This is a genomic window from Sphingobium sp. WTD-1, assembly GCF_030128825.1.
GTDB lineage: Bacteria > Pseudomonadota > Alphaproteobacteria > Sphingomonadales > Sphingomonadaceae > Sphingobium.
Window position 1 is genome coordinate 1,048,077 of the sequence record NZ_CP119127.1, and the last position, 17,151, is coordinate 1,065,227.

The 17,151-nt window shown below is 66.0% G+C and carries 15 protein-coding genes; 12 read left to right on the plus strand and 3 right to left on the minus strand.

Features of this window, described 5'->3' with window-relative positions; genetic code table 11:
• Positions 1-2 precede the first annotated feature (2 nt).
• Together N6H05_RS05195 and N6H05_RS05200 are read right to left on the minus strand one after the other, a co-directional pair.
• Entirely contained in the window at positions 3-1,187 is a 1,185-nt protein-coding gene (locus tag N6H05_RS05195; RefSeq protein ID WP_097384870.1) for an acetyl-CoA C-acyltransferase, read from the minus strand.
• Positions 1,188-1,199: 12 nt separating this feature from the next.
• The gene (locus N6H05_RS05200) at positions 1,200-2,324 is read right to left on the minus strand and encodes an acyl-CoA dehydrogenase family protein (RefSeq protein ID WP_284112963.1); all 1,125 of its coding nucleotides are present in this window, start codon (positions 2,322-2,324) and stop codon (positions 1,200-1,202) included.
• An 83-nt stretch (positions 2,325-2,407) separates the two neighbouring features.
• Here N6H05_RS05200 and N6H05_RS05205 point away from each other — a divergent pair, with 83 nt between their 5' ends.
• From N6H05_RS05205 to N6H05_RS05260, 12 genes are all read left to right on the plus strand, one after another.
• Complete coding sequence (locus tag N6H05_RS05205) at positions 2,408-3,043, plus strand: TetR/AcrR family transcriptional regulator (protein WP_284114172.1); 636 nt, start codon at positions 2,408-2,410, stop codon at positions 3,041-3,043.
• 112 nt (positions 3,044-3,155) lie between these two features.
• On the plus strand, positions 3,156-3,695 hold the full coding sequence (locus tag N6H05_RS05210) for a nuclear transport factor 2 family protein (RefSeq protein WP_284112964.1): 540 nt from the start codon (positions 3,156-3,158) through the stop codon (positions 3,693-3,695).
• Between the two features lie 11 nt (positions 3,696-3,706).
• Positions 3,707-4,582, plus strand: a complete 876-nt coding sequence (locus N6H05_RS05215; RefSeq protein ID WP_284112965.1) for an SDR family NAD(P)-dependent oxidoreductase — start codon at positions 3,707-3,709, stop codon at positions 4,580-4,582.
• A gap of 1 nt (position 4,583) precedes the next feature.
• Positions 4,584-5,132, plus strand: a complete 549-nt coding sequence (locus tag N6H05_RS05220) for a nuclear transport factor 2 family protein (protein WP_284112966.1) — start codon at positions 4,584-4,586, stop codon at positions 5,130-5,132.
• 163 nt (positions 5,133-5,295) lie between these two features.
• On the plus strand, positions 5,296-6,744 hold the full coding sequence (locus N6H05_RS05225; protein ID WP_284112967.1) for an NAD-dependent succinate-semialdehyde dehydrogenase: 1,449 nt from the start codon (positions 5,296-5,298) through the stop codon (positions 6,742-6,744).
• A 19-nt stretch (positions 6,745-6,763) separates the two neighbouring features.
• Positions 6,764-7,441, plus strand: coding sequence for an SDR family NAD(P)-dependent oxidoreductase (locus N6H05_RS05230; protein ID WP_284112968.1), 678 nt, complete (start codon positions 6,764-6,766; stop codon positions 7,439-7,441).
• A gap of 152 nt (positions 7,442-7,593) precedes the next feature.
• The gene (locus tag N6H05_RS05235; protein ID WP_004209077.1) at positions 7,594-7,749 is read left to right on the plus strand and encodes a hypothetical protein; all 156 of its coding nucleotides are present in this window, start codon (positions 7,594-7,596) and stop codon (positions 7,747-7,749) included.
• Positions 7,750-7,935: 186 nt separating this feature from the next.
• Entirely contained in the window at positions 7,936-9,765 is a 1,830-nt protein-coding gene (locus tag N6H05_RS05240; protein WP_284112969.1) for a flavin-containing monooxygenase, read from the plus strand.
• 167 nt (positions 9,766-9,932) lie between these two features.
• A complete protein-coding gene (locus N6H05_RS05245; RefSeq protein WP_284112970.1) occupies positions 9,933-11,309 on the plus strand; it encodes an aromatic ring-hydroxylating oxygenase subunit alpha in 1,377 nt (458 codons plus the stop codon).
• Complete coding sequence (locus N6H05_RS05250) at positions 11,306-13,090, plus strand: thiamine pyrophosphate-binding protein (protein WP_284112971.1); 1,785 nt, start codon at positions 11,306-11,308, stop codon at positions 13,088-13,090. The genes N6H05_RS05245 and N6H05_RS05250 overlap by 4 nt, the downstream gene beginning before the upstream one ends.
• Before the next feature lie 74 nt (positions 13,091-13,164).
• Complete coding sequence (locus tag N6H05_RS05255; RefSeq protein ID WP_284112972.1) at positions 13,165-14,580, plus strand: aldehyde dehydrogenase family protein; 1,416 nt, start codon at positions 13,165-13,167, stop codon at positions 14,578-14,580.
• Position 14,581: 1 nt separating this feature from the next.
• Positions 14,582-16,180, plus strand: coding sequence for an SMP-30/gluconolactonase/LRE family protein (locus N6H05_RS05260; RefSeq protein WP_284112974.1), 1,599 nt, complete (start codon positions 14,582-14,584; stop codon positions 16,178-16,180).
• Here the strand turns inward: N6H05_RS05260 and N6H05_RS05265 are convergent.
• Positions 16,166-16,999, minus strand: coding sequence for an IclR family transcriptional regulator (locus N6H05_RS05265; RefSeq protein ID WP_284112975.1), 834 nt, complete (start codon positions 16,997-16,999; stop codon positions 16,166-16,168). The genes N6H05_RS05260 and N6H05_RS05265 overlap by 15 nt on opposite strands.
• Positions 17,000-17,151: the final 152 nt, after the last annotated feature.

Genomic DNA, 17,151 nt, shown 5'->3' on the forward strand with positions numbered 1-17,151 from the left:
AATTATACGAGTTCGACGGCCATGGCGGTGGCTTCGCCGCCGCCGATGCAGAGGCTGGCGACGCCGCGCTTGAGGCCGCGCGTTTCCAGCGCGCCCAAGAGGGTGGCGACGATGCGCGCGCCCGATGCGCCGATCGGATGGCCGAGCGCGGTGGCGCCGCCATTGACGTTGAGCTTGTCGGCCGGGATGCCCAGTTCCTTGGCGGCGATCATCGCGACCACGGCAAAGGCTTCGTTGACCTCGAACAGGTCGACATCCTCGACCGACCAGCCGGCCTTGGCCAGCAGCTTGCGCATAGCCGGCACCGGGGCGGTGGTGAACTTGGCGGGTTCATGGGCATGGGCGGCGGTGGCGACGACCTTCGCCACGATCTTCAGGCCCTGCTTTTCCGCAACGCTCTGGCGGGTCATCACCAGCGCGGCGGCGCCATCCGAAATGGACGAGGCATTGGCGGCGGTGATGGTGCCATCCTTGACGAAGGCGGGCTTGAGGCCGGGGATCTTTTCCGGCCGGGCCTTGCCGGGCTGTTCGTCGGTATCGATGACGGTGTCGCCGCCCCGGCCCGATACGGTGACGGGCGTGATCTCGCGGACGAAGGCGCCGCTGCCGATCGCCGCATTGGCGCGGTCGAGCGAGCGGATGGCATAGTCATCCTGGTCGGTGCGGGTGAACTGATAGTCGCGCACGGCCTCTTCGGCGAAGACGCCCATCGCCTTGCCGGGTTCATAGGCATCCTCCAGCCCGTCCATCATCATCGTGTCGATGATGCGGTCATGGCCGATGCGGGCGCCACTGCGATGCTTGGGCAGGGCATAGGGGGCGTTGGTCATGCTCTCCATGCCGCCGGCGATGACGATATCCGCCGCGCCCGAGGCAAGCGCCTCATGCGCCATGATCGCTGCCTGCATGCCCGAGCCGCACATCTTGTTGACGGTCGTCGCCTCGGTATTGAGACCCAGGCCTGCGCCCAGCGCCGCCTGACGCGCGGGCGCCTGGCCAAGGCCGGCGGGCAGCACGCAGCCCATATAGATGCGATCGATGGCGTCAGTGGCGACGCCGGCCCGCTCGACCGCGGCCTTGACCGCCGTCGCGCCAAGATCGGTCGCCTTGACCGCCGAGAGCGCGCCCTGGAACCCGCCCATGGGGGTGCGGGCATAGCTCGCAATGACTACCGGATCGTCCTGCATCGAAATACTCCTTCAAAGGCTGCGCGCAATGACCATGCGCTGGATGTCCGACGTGCCTTCGTAGATCTGGCACACGCGGACATCGCGGTAGATTTTCGCGATTCCGAATTCTTCAAGATAGCCATAGCCACCGAGGGTCTGCATCGCGCCGGATACCACTGCCTCGGCGGCTTCGGAGGCGAACAGCTTGGCCATCGACGCCTGGGTCAGGGCCGGCTGGCCGCTGTCCTTCATCGCGGCGGCGGACAGGACGAGCTGGCGCGCGGCCTCCAGTCGGGTGGCGAGATCGGCAAGGCGGAAGCCGACCGCCTGATGCTCGATAATGGCTTTTCCGAAGCTCTTGCGGTCCCTGGCGTAAGCGACGGCAATTTCCAGCGCCGCCTGCGCCATGCCGACGCACTGAGCGGCGATGCCGATGCGGCCGGTCTCCAGATTGGCGAGCGCGATGCGATAGCCCTGGCCCGGCTGGCCGATCAGCAGATCATCCTCGACGAACATGTCCTCGAAGCGCAGCGCGCAGGTGTCCGACGCGCCCTGGCCCATCTTGTGCTCGACCTTGTCGACCGCATAGCCCGGCCGGTCGGTCGGCACGATGAAGGCAGACAGGCCTTTCTTGCCGGCGTCGGGATCGGTGACGGCGATGATCATCACCAGCCCGCCGATCTTGCCGGAGGTGATGAACTGCTTGGCACCGGTGATGCGCCAGCCGCCATCGACCTTGACCGCGCGGGTGCGCACGGCCGACGCGTCGGACCCGGCATCGCTTTCGGTGAGGGCGAAGGCGCCGATGGTGCGGCCGCCGATCAGATCGGGCAGGAAACGGGCCTTCTGCTCTTCGCTGCCATCCTTGAGCAGGCCCGAGACGAGGATCGAATTCTGGATCGAGACGATGGTGGAGAGGGCGCCGTCGGCGGCGGCCAGTTCCATCAGGGCGAGGGCATAAGAAACCGAGTCAGCCTCCGCGCCGCCATAGGCTTCGGGCGCGGTCATGCCCCACAGGCCAAGGCCGGCCATCTCCTCGAACAGCGAACGGGGATAGCCGCCCTCCACCTCGAATCGGGCGCTATGGGGGCGGATCGTCGCCTGGGCGAAATCCCGGACGGTATCGCGAATCGCGCTCTGGATTTCGGTCAGCATAAACCCTTGCGTCTCTCCTATACTCATGAGTAGGTTGCGCCTGTTGCGATTTCTTGTCAACAGGCGGCATGGAGGAACAGCAGGTGTCGGCGAAAAGCGCAGTGGCGATCCCGTCTCCCTTCCGCACGCGGGAGGAAAAGGCGCGCGAGCGGGAAGAAAAGCGCGAGGCGGTGCTGCGCGCGGCGGTGCGCATGTTCAACGCGCGCGGTTTCCATGCGACCTCGCTGGACGATGTCGCCGCGAGCCTGGGGATCAGCAAGCCGACCATCTATCATTATCTGGGCAACAAGGAGCAGGTGCTGATCGAATGCGTCACCCGCGGCCTGGAAATGCTGCGCGCGGCGGCCGACGAAGCGCGCGCGGGCGAGGGCGGTGGTCTGGCCCGGCTTGTCTATTTCCTGCGTCGCTATGGCGCGGTGATCATGGATGATTTTGGCGCCTGCGTGGTGCGGACGGGTGACGAATGCCTGTCGGCCGAAGGGGCGATCCTGTTCCGGTCGCGCAAGCGCGACATCGACCTGGCCATGCGCGGGCTGATCGCCGACGCGGTGGCGGACGGGTCGATCGCCCCGGTCGACGTGAAGCTGGCGGCCTTCACCCTGGCGGGCGCACTCAACTGGGCGGCGCGCTGGCGCGATCCGGCGGGCGCGATGAGTGCCGAGGCGATCGCGGCGGCGCAGGTCGACCTGCTGATTGCCGGCCTCGCCCCGCGCGGCTGAGGCTGCCCGGCTTTCTCCTGTCCGAATTGGTCAAGCGACGCGCCATGGCGCACGCCTATGACCGGCCCATGGACAGACAGCCCGCCGCGACGGGCGGGAAGGAGAGGGCCGGATGGATATTGCCGCCACGCCATTGCAGGCGATGCTGGACCGGGAGACGATCCGCGATTGCCTCGCCCGGCTGGCGCGGGGTGAGGACCGGCGCGACGCCGATCTGATCCGGGCCTGCTGCTGGCCGGACGGCAGCACCGACTATGGCGTGTTCGCAGGCGATTTCGATGCCTATCTCGCCTGGGTGGTGCCCGGTGCCGACGCGATCCTCTGCACCCAGCATCTGCTGGGGCAGAGTTTCATCGACCTGGCGGGCGACGCGGCGCGGGTCGAGACGCAGGTCCAATCCTATCATCGCATCGACATGGGCGATGCGCAGCGCGACGTCATGATCGGCGGCCGCTATCTCGACATTTTCGAGCGGCGCGACGGCCAGTGGCGGATCGCGCGGCGCACCATGCTCTATGACTGGGTGCAGGATATCGGCGTCTCAGCCGACTGGAGCCAGGGCGTGATGGGCATGGCATTCAGCGCGCCGCATTTCACCGGCCGCGCGAACGGCGATCATAGCGTGCGCTTCTTCGCGCGCGAAACCGACTGAGGGAGAGGATCATGAAGCCGCTGGACGGCAAGGTCGCGATCGTCACCGGCGCAAGCCGGGGGATCGGCAAGGGGATGGCGCTGGCGCTCGCCGAGCAGGGGGCGACTGTCTATGTCACCGGGCGCACGGTCAATGCGGGCGACCATGAACTGCCCGGCACGGTCGGCGAGACAGCGGCGCAGTGCGATGCGCGCGGGCGGGGCATCGCGGTACAGGTCGACCATGGCGACGACGCGCAGGTAGCGGCCCTGTTCGACCAGGTGCAGCGCGAACAGGGACGGCTCGACCTGCTGGTCAACAACGCCTTTGCGATCCCCGAGGATCTGACCGTGCCGGGCAGCTTCTGGGAAAAACCCTTGTCCAACTGGGACATGGTCGATGTCGGCGTGCGCTCCAACTTCGTCGCCGCGCGCCATGCCGCGCAGATGATGGTGCCGCAGGGTTCGGGGCTGATCGTCGCGATATCGGGCTATGTCGGCGTGACCTATACCTATGGCGTCGTGTTCGGCACCGCCAAGTCGGCGGTCGACCGGATGGCGCGCGATATGGCGATCGAGTTGCAGCCCCATGGTGTCGCCTCGCTCTCGCTATGGCAGGGGCTGACCATGACCGAGCGGGCGCAGCGCAACATCGCTGCCAATCCGGCGATGAAGGCGCTGACCGTGACCAATCCGCTGGTCGGCTGCTCGCCCGAATTTCCCGGCCGGGTGATCGCCGCGCTGCTGGCCGATCCGGCGATCATGGCGCGATCGGGCGGCACCTTCATCACGGCGGAGCTGGCGCGGGATTATGGCATCACCGATGTCGACGGAAAGACCATCCCGTCGCTGCGGGCCGAGCGTGGGGCGCCGATCTGGCAGCCGATCGCCCCACGGACGGAGGCATAGGATGGACGCGGATCGCCAGGCGCGGATCGACGCGCTGCTCGACCGGCAGGACATTGTCGACTGCCTGACCCGGTTCAGCCGGGGCATGGACCGGTTCGACCGCGCCCTGTTCCTGTCCGCCTTTCATGATGACGCCACCGTCGCGGCGGGCAGCTTCGTCGGCGCGCCCGATGCGCTCTATGCCTGGGCCAGCGCCCTGCATGAGGGCGGGCAGGTGGCGACCCATCATAATCTGCTCAACATGACGATCGATATCGATGGCGACGGTGCCCATGCCGAAACCTATTATCTGTTCGTCGGCCGCAACCGGGACGAGAGCAACTGGATCGCCGGCGGGCGCTATCTCGACCGGCTGGAACGGCGCGATGACCAGTGGAGGATCGCGCTGCGCACCAACATGATCGAATGGTCGGGGATTGTGCCGACGCTGCCGCTCCCCTTTGGCGACATACCGGACCTGCATGCCAATGGCGCGCCGGCACGGGACGCGAGCGACCCCTCCTATCAGCGACCGCTGGTCAATCGACGGGCGCCGCATATTCCCCAATAGCGCGCATCGCGGGGTCGATCCTTGGGCGGGGACATTCTGTCCACGTTGACGCCGCTTGCGCTGCATCCCACCTTCGCATCGAAATGGGGCCATGCTGCGTTGAACGCAGTGGCGGGCGCGCCCTGCGCCCGTAGCCCCGCATCCTGCCGAAGAAGGTGATCCGATGACCATAGCCCTTGCCGACCCCAGCCTGCTGCGCGAACAATGCTATGTCGACGGCCAGTGGATCGGCACCGCCAGCATCGACGTGACCGATCCCGCGACGGACGAGCGGCTGGCTGGCATTCCCGCGATCGACGAGGCGGGGACGCGCGCGGCGATCGAGGCGGCCGAGGCGGCACTGCCAGAGTGGAAGGCGAAGACGGCTGGCGAGCGGTCGCGCATATTGCGCCGCTGGTTCGAGCTGCTGATCGCGCATCAGGATGACCTGGCCATGATCCTGACCCGCGAGCAGGGCAAGGCGCTGACCGAGGCCAAGGGCGAGATCGCCTATGCCGCGAGCTTTATCGAATGGTTCGGCGAAGAGGCCAAGCGCATCTATGGCGAGATCATCCCCAGCCATCGCGCCGACAGCCGCATCGTCGTCATCAAGCAGCCGGTCGGCGTGGTCGCCGCGATCACGCCGTGGAATTTCCCCGCCGCGATGATCACGCGCAAGGCGGCACCGGCGCTGGCGGCGGGCTGCACCATGGTGCTGAAGCCCGCGACCCAGACGCCGCTGACCGCGCTGGCGCTGGCCGCTCTGGCCGAGCGCGCGGGCGTGCCCAAGGGCGTGTTTAACGTCGTCACCGGATCGTCGCGGGTGATCGGCGCGGAACTGACCGGCAACCCGTTGGTGCGCAAGCTGAGCTTCACCGGATCGACCGAGGTCGGCAAGACGCTGATGGCGCAATGCGCGCCGACGATGAAGAAGCTGTCGATGGAACTGGGTGGCAATGCGCCCTTCATCGTCTTTGCCGACGCCGATCTGGATGCGGCGGTCGAAGGCGCGATCGCGTCCAAATATCGCAACAGCGGCCAGACCTGCGTCTGCGTCAACCGCATCCTGGTGCAGCGCGACGTCGCGCCGGCCTTTGCCGAGAAGCTGAAAGCCGCCGTCGCCAAGCTGAAGGTCGGGCCGGGCACGCAAGCGGGCGTGACCCAGGGGCCGTTGATCGACGAGAAGGCGGTTGAGAAGGTTGAGGAGCATGTCGCCGACGCGCTGGCCAAGGGCGGCACGCTGGTGAGTGGCGGGCATCGCCATGCACTGGGCCATAGTTTCTTCGAGCCGACCATCATCAGCGGTTGCACGCCGGAGATGAAGCTGGCCGACGAGGAGACGTTCGGGCCGCTCGCCGCGCTCTTCCTGTTCGATACGGAAGAGGAGGCGGTCGCGCTGGCCAACGCCACCGAGGTCGGCCTGTCGGGCTATTTCTATACCCGCGACCTGTCGCGCGCCTGGCGCGTGGGCGAGGCGCTGGAGGTCGGCATGGTCGGCATCAACACCGGCCTGATTTCGACCGAGGTTGCGCCGTTCGGCGGCATCAAGGAATCGGGCATGGGTCGCGAAGGATCGCGCCATGGCATCGAGGACTATGTCGAGATCAAATATCTGTGCATGTCCGGGATCTGACGCAGACTATCGAAAGGGGATGATGATGGCGGGAGTGGTGGCGGTAACCGGCGCGGCCGGTGCGCTGGGCCGGGCGGCGGTGCAGGTGCTGCGCGCGGCCGGCTGGACGGTGGCGGGCATTGATGTGGGCGCGGTTCCGTCCGACAAAGTCGACCTGGCGCTGGGCGGCGTTGACCTGTCCGACGAGCAGGCGATGGCTGGCGCAGCCGAGAAGATCGGCGAAGCGCTGGGCGGCCTCGACGCTCTGGTCAATATTGCCGGCGGCTTCAGCTGGGAGACAGTGGAGGATGGCTCGGTCGCCACCTGGGACCGGCTCTATGGCATGAATGTCCGCACCGCATTGATCGCGACTCGCGCCTTGTTGCCGCTGCTGCGCGATGGCGGCGGGGCGATCGTCAACATTGGTGCGGCGGCCTCGGTGAAGGCGGCCGCCGGCATGGGCGCCTATGCCGCGTCCAAGGCGGGCGTCGCGCGCCTGACCGAGGCGCTGGCCGAAGAACTGAAGGATGCGGGCGTGCGCGTGAATGCGGTGTTGCCCAGCATCATCGACACGCCGGCCAACCGCGCCGACATGCCCGACGCGGATGCCAGCCGCTGGGTCGCGCCCGAGGCGCTGGGCGGGGTGATCGCCTTCCTGCTGTCGCCTGCTGCGGCGCCGATCACCGGCGCGCTGATCCCGGTCACCGGCCGGGTCTGATCGCGATCGACCGGTTGCCGTTGCAAGGCGCGCAACCGGTCGATGGCGTTTCGTGCAACTGGCCTTGGCGCCTTTGCATTTGCGAAAAAAGCCTGGGAGGACCAGATGAACCTCGATGCTGCGACGCAGCAATATTCTTGTCTGAGGTTCTTATGTTTTCGCTCATCTCGCTCTATTTCGCCTATCGCCGGGACGTCGTCACCGCCGAGCGTTATATCGCCGCGCTGACCCCCGCTGCCGAGCCGGTTTCGGCCGATGTCGTGACCTTCCCGGTCGCCAAGGAAGAAAAGCTGGCCCGCGCCGCCTGATCGGCGCGCCAGCTGACGACTGACTACCTCTCCCGCTGACTGCCCATTTTCGGGGCAGCGCCGCGGCCAGAAGGCCGCCAAGGGATCGCCACAGCGCTAACAGCGCCGGCCCGCCGCTCCGCCATTGCAAGTCAACATATGTGTTGATTAACAAAATGGCGAGAACAGCGATCCCCAGGAGAGGTCATGACCTGCAAGCCGACGCAGACGCCTGCGGCTGACACATTCGATATCCCGACCCTGCGCGAGAAATATCGCGCCGAGCGCGACAAGCGGATGCGCGCCGACCGGGAAGGGCAATATCAGCCGACCACCGACGACACGACGCACAGCTATGACGTCGACCCGCATATGCCGGTCGTCGCGCGCGACCCGATCGTCGAGGAACTGGATGTCGTGGTGCTGGGCGCGGGCTTTGCCGGCCTGCTCGCCGGCTATCATCTGACCAGGCAGGGCGTCACCAATTTCCGCAATATCGACCATGGCGGCGACTTCGGCGGCGTCTGGTACTGGAACCGCTATCCCGGCATCCAGTGCGACAATGACGCCTATTGCTATCTGCCGCTGCTGGAAGAAACCGGCTTCATGCCGTCGAAGAAATTCGCCGACGGCGCGGAGATCCAGGCCTATTGCCGCCAGATCGCCGAAAGCTTCGGTTTCGCCGACAAGGCATTGTTCCACACCCTCATCACCTCGCTGAAATGGGACGAGACGATCCAGCGCTGGCGCGTCGGCACCAGCCGGGGCGACGAACTGCTGGCCCGCTTCGTGGTGATGGGCTGCGGCGTGCTCAACATGCCCAAGCTGCCCGGCATCGCCGGCATCAACAGCTTCAAGGGCAAGATCTTCCACACTGCCCGCTGGGACTATGATTATAGCGGCGGTAGCTACGCCAATCCGGTGCTCGACAAACTGGCCGACAAGCGCGTCGCCATCATCGGCACCGGCGCGACCGCGATCCAGGCGGTGCCCTATCTCGGCCGCTACGCCAAGCAGCTCTATGTCATCCAGCGCACGCCATCGACCGTGGACGAGCGGCCCAATCCGGCGACCGACGCCGACTGGGCGGCATCGCTGCAGCCCGGCTGGCAGGCCGATCGCCAGGCCAATTTCCACCGCGCCGCGATGGAATCCTTCGCGCCGGGCGAGCCGGACCTGATCTGCGACATCTGGACCGAGATTGCCCGCAACCTGTCGGCCGAACTGGAAGCCGAAGGCTGGCCGGAAATGTCGATCGAGCAATATATGGCCAAGCGCGAGGTGGTTGATTATCGCGTGATGGAGCGGCTGCGCGCCCGCGTCGACGAGATGGTCGAGGACAAGGCGACGGCTGAGGCCCTGAAGCCCTGGTATCGCTTCCTCTGCAAGCGGCCGCTGTCGAGCAACGAGTTCTATCCGACCTTCAACCGGCCCAATGTCACGCTGATCGACGTCGCCGACAGCAAGGGGCTGGAGAAGATCACCGAGAAGGGCTTCGTGTCGGGCGGCGTCGAATATGAGGTCGACTGCATCATCTTCGCCAGCGGCTTCGAGGTGACGAGCGAGCTGAAGCGCCGCTGGGGCATCGATGCGGTGGAGGGGCGCGATGGCCTGTCCATCTACGATCATTGGGCCAATGGCCCGCGCACCCTGCACGGCACCATGACCCATGGTTTCCCCAACCAGTTCTTCATCGGCTATATCCAGGGCGGCCTCAACGCCAGCGTGACCGAACAGTTCGGTCGCCAGGCGGAGCATATCGCCCATATCATCCATACGGTGATGGATAAGGGCGCCAAGGTGGTCGAGACCACCCTGCAGGGGCAGGAGGATTATGTCCGCCATTTCGAGGAAATGGAAATCGACATGACTGCCTTCCAGCAGGAATGCACACCCAGCTATTTCACCAATGAAGGCCAGGTGAAGGCGCCCTGGGCACTGTTCCGCAGCTATGGTCCGGGCTGGGGCGCCTTCCAGAAACTGGTGCAGGACTGGCGCGCGAAGGGCGATCTGGATGGCATGGAATTGCGGTCCTGAGCCATGGGCCGGATCGCCCCGGGGATGGTTCGTAGCGCTCGCCGCTCTTCCCTTGGGGCGCTCCCGCCAGTTGCGATAGGCAGGTTGAAAATATTGTCCTTGCGGACCCGGCGAGCGGACTCGCGGGCCGTACCCAGCGGGCAACGCGGACGTTGCAGGAGGATGCCATGAGCAAGATCGACAATATCGATGTGGAGGCGCTGGCCAAGCCGCTGACCTACCCGACCGAGGCATTCCTGTCGAAGGACTATGCCCTGGCGGAAAAGGAGAAGCTGTGGCCCCATGTCTGGCAGATGGCGGCGCGGGTCGAGGAACTGCCCGATGTCGGCGACTGGATGACCTACGACATTTGCGATGAGTCGATCATCATCGTGCGGACCGCGCCCGACACATTGCGCGCCTTCTTCAATGTCTGTCCGCATCGCGGCCGCCAACTGGTCGATGTGCCCAAGAACGTGCATTCGGTGCGCGGCAAGAACCGGCGCAGCTTCGTCTGCGGCTTCCATGGCTGGACCTTCGATACCGAGGGCAACAACACCTATATTCTCGACCCGCAGGACTGGCAGGGCGCGCTCAATGCCGAATGCACCCGCCTGTCGGACGTCAAGATCGACACATGGGGCGGCTGGATCTGGATCCACATGGACCTCAATGCCGAGCCGCTGATCGATTTCCTGGGCGATGCCGGCCGCATCCTGTCCTACTTCGAAATGGACAAGATGCGCTACAAATGGCGCAAATGGGTGGTCTATCCGGCCAATTGGAAGACCGCGCTGGAGGCTTTCATGGAGCCTTATCATGTCGCGGGCACCCATACCCAGCTGCTCGATTATGGCGATTATTACGCCTATAGCGCGGCCTATGGCCTGCATGGGGTGAGCGGTTTCGACCAGCGCGACCCGGCCTTCCAGATGAGCCAGAGCAGCAGCGTCACCCGCGCCGGCAAGGGCGACGATCCGCGCCGCTCCACCTATGAGCTGATCCGCGAGAATTACGAGACGCTGAACTATGCCGCCTCGACCGAGACTTTGGTCAATGCGGCGAGCCGGCTGGTCGACGAACTGCCCGAGGGCACGGCGGCCGGCGACGTCATCGCCCATTGGCTGAAATCCGCCAAGGCGGACGATGCCGCGCGCGGCGTCATCTGGCCGGAAATCCCGCCCGAGGTGATGGCCGAGGCGGGGCTTGCCTGGCACGTCTTTCCCAACATGTCGGTGCTGCAGGGGATCACCTTCGCCCTTTGCTACCGCACCCGTCCCTATGGCGACGATCCCGACATGTGCATCTTTGAATCCTACGCGATCGAGCGCTTCCCCGAGGGCGAAGTGCCGGTGACCGAATGGGAAGAGACGGAGGCCACCGCCGAGGGCTGGGGCGCCGTCCTCGCCCAGGACTTCTCGAACATGGAATGGGTGCAGAAGGGCATGAAGTCGCGCGGCTTCCGCGGGCCGCTGCCCAACCCCCACCAGGAACGCAAGATCACCAATTTCCACCGCAACCTAGCCACGTACATGGGTACGGGCGCACCGAGGTTACTCAAATGAGCTATGACGATCCCAAGCCCGCCGTCAACGTGAACGCCACCGACAAGAAGGGCACGCCGGTCTACAAGCGGATGCTGGACCTGTTCGAGGCCGAAGGCATCAACACGCTGTTCGGTATTCCCGACCCCAATTTCGTCCACATGTTCCTGGAGGCCGAACGGCGCGGCTGGACCGTGGTTGCGCCCCATCATGAGGCCGCTGCCGGCTTCATGGCCGAGGCCGCGTCGCGCATCACCGGCAAGCCCGCCGTCGCGATCGGCACGCTGGGGCCGGGCATCGCCAATATGGCGCCCGCGATCCAGTGCGCGCTGGTCGAAAATTCGCCGGTCATCTTCCTGTCGGGCCAGCGCGCCCGTGTCACCGAACAGCGCGTCCGTCGCGGCCGCATCCAGTTCGTCAAGCAGATGCCGCTGTTCGAAAATAGCGTCAAATATGCCGCATCGATCGAATATGCCGACCAGACCGACGAGGTCGTGCGCGAGGGCATTCGCAAGGCGATGGGCGGCACCCCCGGCCCGGTCTATATCGAATATCCCAGCCACATCATCCTGGAAGAGCTGGACCTGCCTGCGCCGCTGGCGCCGGACCGCTATCGCCTGGTCAACCAGGGCGCGGACATCGACCGGGTCAAGGAAGCGGCCGACCTGATCCGTGCGGCCAAGAACCCGATCCTGCTGGTCGGCCATGGCGTCCACACCTCGCGCTCGGGCGCGGCGGTGAAGGAGCTGGCGGACCTGATGCACTGCCCGGTGATCCAGACCTCGGGCGGCACCAGCTATATCAAGGGGCTGGAAGACCGCACCTTCCAATATGTCTTCTCCAAGGCGTCGATCGAGGCGGTCACGGAGTCGGATCTGGTGCTGGCGCTGGGCACCGAACTGGGCGAGCCCGTCCATTTCGGCAAGTGGCGCTACTGGATGAAAAATGAAGCGATCCGCAAGTGGATCTATGTCGAGCAGGATCCGGCCGCGATCGGCGTCAACCGCCCGATCGACGTGCCGCTGGTTGGCGACCTGCGCGGCGTCGTGCCGCAGCTGGTCGAGGCGCTGAAGGATACGCCGCGCCCGCCCGCGCCGATGCTGGAAGCCTTCATGCGCGACGGCCAGGCCGAACTGGACGAACTGGCGGCGGAATCGCGCACCAAGAGCGATGGCACCGGCGACCTGCCGATCCATCCCGCCCGTCTGGCGGTGGAAGCGACCGAGGCCTTCCCCAAGGACGGCATCCTGATCCGCGACGGCGGCGCCGGCGTGATCTTCCAGTGGACCTACTCCCAGTGCAAGCCGAACGACGTCATCTGGAACCAGAATTTCGGTCATATCGGCACCGGCATTCCCTATGCCACTGGCGCGATGCTGGCGGACAAGGCGGCGACGGGCGTCAGCCGGCCGGGCCTGTTGCTGACCTCCGACAGCAGCTTCATGTTCCATATCGCCGAACTGGAAGTGGCGGTGCGCACCAAGCTGCCGCTGGTCTGCGTTGTCGGCGTGGATAATCAGTGGGGCCTGGAAGTGGGCGTCTACAAGCGCACCTTCGGCCAGGGCACCGAAGAAACCGGCACCCATTGGAGCAAGGAAGTCCGCTTCGACAAGATCGGCGAGGGCTTTGGCTGCCACGGCGAATATGTGACCCGCGCGGAGGACATCAAGCCGGCGATCGCGCGCGCCTATGCCAGCGGCAAGCCGGGCGTCGTCCATGTCGTGATCGACCCCAAGGCCAATTCGGAAGAAATGCCGAAATATGCCGAATTCCGCACCTGGTATGCCGAAGGCACCCAGTAAGAAATGATCTCCGGGCCGGCGTCATGCCGGCCCGGCCATTTATAAGATAATCCCTCTTTTGCACGGGTGAGGACATGCGCGACTATCGGAACTTCTATATCGACGGCCAGTGGGTCGCCCCGGTCGAACCGAAGACCGCGGATGTCATCAACCCCGCGACCGAGGCGGTGGCCGGCACCATCTCGCTCGGCGGCGTGGCCGACGTGAACAAGGCGGTGGCCGCCGCGCGCAAGGCCTTTGCCGGCTGGTCGCAGACCACGCGCGAACAGCGGCTCGACCTGCTGCTCGCCATCCAGGCGGAATATGCGCGGCGCCAGACCGAGCTGGGCGATGCGATCATCGAGGAAATGGGCGCGCCGTCCTCGCTCGCCCATGGCTTCCATGTCGGGCTGGGCGCCGGCCATCTGCAGACCGCGATCGAGGTGCTGCGCGAGTTCAAGTTCGACGAGCCGCATGGCGCGACGATGATCGCGCGCGAGCCGATCGGCGTCTGCGCGCTCATCACGCCATGGAACTGGCCGATGAACCAGACCTGCGTGAAGATTTTCCCGGCGCTGGCGACCGGCTGCACCATGATCCTCAAGCCGCCGCAACTCGCGCCCTTCTCGGCCCAGATCCTGGCCGAAATTCTCGACACGGCGGGCGTGCCGGCGGGCGTGTTCAACATGGTCCAGGGCAGCGGCAGCGTGATCGGCACCGCACTGTCGACCCATGAGGATGTCGACATGGTGTCCTTCACCGGGTCGGAGCCGGTTGGCGTGCAGATTCAGAAGGACGCGGCGACCACGATCAAGCGGGTCGGGCTGGAACTGGGCGGTAAGAGCGCTTTCATCGTGCTGGATGATGACGCGCTGGCTGCCAATGTCGCCGGCGCGACCGGCGGCATGATGGGCAATTCGGGCCAGACCTGCAGCGCCGGATCGCGCCTGCTGGTGCCGGCATCGCGCATGGATGAAGTGATCGCGGCGGCCAAGGCGGCGGCGCAGGCAGTGACGGTCGGCGATCCGACCGGCAATGTCGCGATGGGGCCGGTGGTGTCGAAGAGCCAGTACAACATCATCCAGGACTATATCCGCAAGGGCCTGGACGAGGGGGCGACCCTGATCGCCGGTGGCCTTGGCCGGCCGGAGGGGATCGACAAGGGCTGGTTCGTGCAGCCGACGGTGTTCGTCGGCACCAACGACATGGTGATCGCACGCGAGGAGATTTTCGGCCCGGTGCTGGTGATCATCGGTTATGACGATATCGATCATGCGGTCGAGATCGCCAATGACAGCAATTTCGGCCTTGCCGGCTATGTCAGCGGCACCGATGTCGACCAGTGTCGTGCCGTCGCCCGGCGGATGCGCACCGGCTGGATCAGCATCAATGGCGGCTTCGATTTCCACGCGCCCTTTGGCGGTTACAAGCGCAGCGGCAATGGCCGCGAATGGGGCGAGCATGGCTTCCTCGAATATCTCGAAGTGAAGTCGCTGCTGGGCTACGCCTGAGATGGCGGTCCAGTCCGGGCGCTATGGCGCCGCCAGTGCTGCGGTCGCTGCCGAAGGCTGGACCCTTGCGCGGCTGACCCCGCCCAGCCGCCTGCACGGCGCCAATGGCCTGGCGACCGGGCCGGACGGCCGACTTTATGTGGCGCAGGTCGGCGGCAGCCAGGTCAGCGCGATCGATGTCGATAGCGGCGCGATCGAGACAATCAGCGCGATGGGCGGCGCCATCGTCGCGCCCGACGATCTGGTGTTCGACGACGCCGGTAACCTCTATCTGACCGAGATTACCGAGGGCCGGGTTGCGATGCGCACGCCATCGGGCGACGTGCGGGTGGTGCGCGGCGACATTCCGGTCGCCAACCCGATCACCTGGCATCAGGGCCGGCTGATCGCGGGCGAATGCCGCATCGGCGCGCGGATCATGGAACTGGACCTGGATGGCGGCGAACCGCGCATCATCCTCGACAATATCGCGATGGCCAACGCCTTTCAGGTCGGCCCGGACGGCAAGCTCTATTTTCCCGTGATGGGCGCCAACGAGATTTGGCGGGTGGACATCAATGGCGGCGCACCCGAAGTGGTGGCCGGCGATCTGGGCGTGCCGGATTCGGTCAAGTTCGACAGCAAGGGGCGGATCGTCACGACTCAGGTGGCCAGCGGTCAGGTGTTGCGGCTCGATCTGGTGAGCGGCACGCGCGAAGTGCTGGCCGACCTTGGCCCCGGCCTCGACAATGTCAGCTTCATCGGTGACCGCATCTTCGTGTCGAGCATTCCGGGCGAGATCACCGAATTGCTGGGCGACGGCAAGGTCCGCTCCGTCGTGCCCCGCGCGCTGCAATGGCCGCTGGGCCTGGCCATGAGCGCGGACGGCGCGCTGTTCGTCGCCGACGGCACCTTCGGTTATACGTTGCAACCCGGCGAGGCACTGACCCTGGCCGGCATGATCTTCTACCCCGGCTGCCCCGGCTATATGCGCGGCGTCGCCGCCGGGGCGCAGGCGGGGGAGTGGATCATCAGCACGGGTCTGGGCGCGGTGGCGCGCTATAGGCCGGGGCAAGGGGAAAGCGATTTCCTCGCCACCGGCCTCGACCAGTTGATGGGCGTGGCGGTTGCGCCGGGCGGCGCGGTGATCGTCGCCGAATATGGCACCGGCCGGCTGCTCTCGATCGAGAATGGCGCTGTCAGCGAACTGGCCACCGGACTCGACAAGCCGATGGGCGTGGCGCTGGCGCCGGACGGGAAAGCCTATGTCGCCGAGGCCGGGGTGGGGCGCGTGGTACGGGTCGCGGGCGGTCGCAGCGAGACGATCATTGACGGCCTCGGTCGCCCGGAAGGGCTGGCGATCCATGATGGAACATTGTTCGTCGTCGATACGCGGACCAAGACATTGGTCGCCACCGACCTGTCGGGCGGCGCGCGCGCGACGATCGCCAGCGCCCTGCCGGTCGGCGCACCGGCGGGCGTCACGCCCAAATTCCTGGGGCCGATCGGTGACATGGCCGGGCCGATGATCAATTTCGCCGATGTGACGGCGGGACCGGACGGCACGCTCTATGTCTCGGGCGACGCGGAGGGGAGCGTGCTGGCGCTACGCCGCCGGTAAGGGACGGTCGCCGCTGAGCTGCTCGCTGAGCGCGTCCGCAGCCTCGACCAGCGCCTGTTGCAATGCGCCCAGCCCCTCGCGTTGCAGCGCGGCGCCGATGCCGATCGCGACCAGCGCATGGACCGGGCGGCCCGCGCCTTTCCATACGGGCGCGGAGACGACGGTGATGCCGGCAATATATTGGCCCTCATCCACCGCGAAGCCCTGCGCGCGGGTCTGGCGCAACTGTTCCATCCAGTCCTCGAACGGCGGCGGATCGTCCCAGCGCAGCGTGTCGAACCGCGCCTTCAGTTCCTTCTCGCCATAATCGCCAAAGGCGGCGATGCAGCGGCCGGTGGCGCTGATGAGCGCAGGAAAGCGGCTGCCGACCTGGGCGCTCAGTTGGAATCCGCTGCCCGACTGCGCCATGGCGACGACGATCATATGATCGAGGCCCACCGCTTGCACCCCCAGCATGGTAAGGCCGAAGCGCTGCGCCAGCCGATCCAGCACTGGCTGGGCAAGGTCGTTGAAAGCGTCGCGGCGCAGCCAGTTGCGCGCCAGCGTCAGCACGCCGGCCTGCAGCGCATAGCGTTTTGTGTCGGGATCGAAGGCAACCAGTTCCTCCTCCACCAATGCGCGCAGCACATAGAGGCAGGTGCTGGGCACCAGCCCCAGTTCCTTGGCGATCGCCTGCACGCCCAGCGGCCGATCGCTCTTGCCCAGCAGGCGCAGGATCGCGGCGGCGCGGGCGATGGCGGGCGCCTTGCTCTCCTGCACGGCCTTGGCGACCTTGCGGACGGTGGAGGGCGGGCGGGGCGTCGTGCGGCTGTCGGTCATGGCATCATCCTATCGCGACACCGATGGGCTGTCATTCGAAATATAGAACATCATTCACCATTTACAACAAATGAGTCGCTGTGACATCGCTTGTTGCAAGTAGCGACGGGGTTTCGACCCGTTCGCCCGGTTGAATGCCGGACCGATGGGAT

What these genes read in the sequence shown, in the direction of transcription:
- N6H05_RS05265 (WP_284112975.1), bottom strand. Translation starts at nt 16,999, where the DNA reads ATGACCGACAGCCGCACGACGCCCCGCCCGCCCTCCACCGTCCGCAAG.
- N6H05_RS05195 (WP_097384870.1), bottom strand. Translation starts at nt 1,187, where the DNA reads ATGCAGGACGATCCGGTAGTCATTGCGAGCTATGCCCGCACCCCCATG.
- N6H05_RS05250 (WP_284112971.1), top strand. Translation starts at nt 11,306, where the DNA reads ATGAGCTATGACGATCCCAAGCCCGCCGTCAACGTGAACGCCACCGAC.
- N6H05_RS05235 (WP_004209077.1), top strand. Translation starts at nt 7,594, where the DNA reads ATGTTTTCGCTCATCTCGCTCTATTTCGCCTATCGCCGGGACGTCGTC.
- N6H05_RS05225 (WP_284112967.1), top strand. Translation starts at nt 5,296, where the DNA reads ATGACCATAGCCCTTGCCGACCCCAGCCTGCTGCGCGAACAATGCTAT.
- N6H05_RS05245 (WP_284112970.1), top strand. Translation starts at nt 9,933, where the DNA reads ATGAGCAAGATCGACAATATCGATGTGGAGGCGCTGGCCAAGCCGCTG.
- N6H05_RS05220 (WP_284112966.1), top strand. Translation starts at nt 4,584, where the DNA reads ATGGACGCGGATCGCCAGGCGCGGATCGACGCGCTGCTCGACCGGCAG.
- N6H05_RS05240 (WP_284112969.1), top strand. Translation starts at nt 7,936, where the DNA reads ATGACCTGCAAGCCGACGCAGACGCCTGCGGCTGACACATTCGATATC.
- N6H05_RS05230 (WP_284112968.1), top strand. Translation starts at nt 6,764, where the DNA reads ATGATGATGGCGGGAGTGGTGGCGGTAACCGGCGCGGCCGGTGCGCTG.
- N6H05_RS05260 (WP_284112974.1), top strand. Translation starts at nt 14,582, where the DNA reads ATGGCGGTCCAGTCCGGGCGCTATGGCGCCGCCAGTGCTGCGGTCGCT.
- N6H05_RS05215 (WP_284112965.1), top strand. Translation starts at nt 3,707, where the DNA reads ATGAAGCCGCTGGACGGCAAGGTCGCGATCGTCACCGGCGCAAGCCGG.
- N6H05_RS05255 (WP_284112972.1), top strand. Translation starts at nt 13,165, where the DNA reads ATGCGCGACTATCGGAACTTCTATATCGACGGCCAGTGGGTCGCCCCG.
- N6H05_RS05210 (WP_284112964.1), top strand. Translation starts at nt 3,156, where the DNA reads ATGGATATTGCCGCCACGCCATTGCAGGCGATGCTGGACCGGGAGACG.
- N6H05_RS05200 (WP_284112963.1), bottom strand. Translation starts at nt 2,324, where the DNA reads ATGCTGACCGAAATCCAGAGCGCGATTCGCGATACCGTCCGGGATTTC.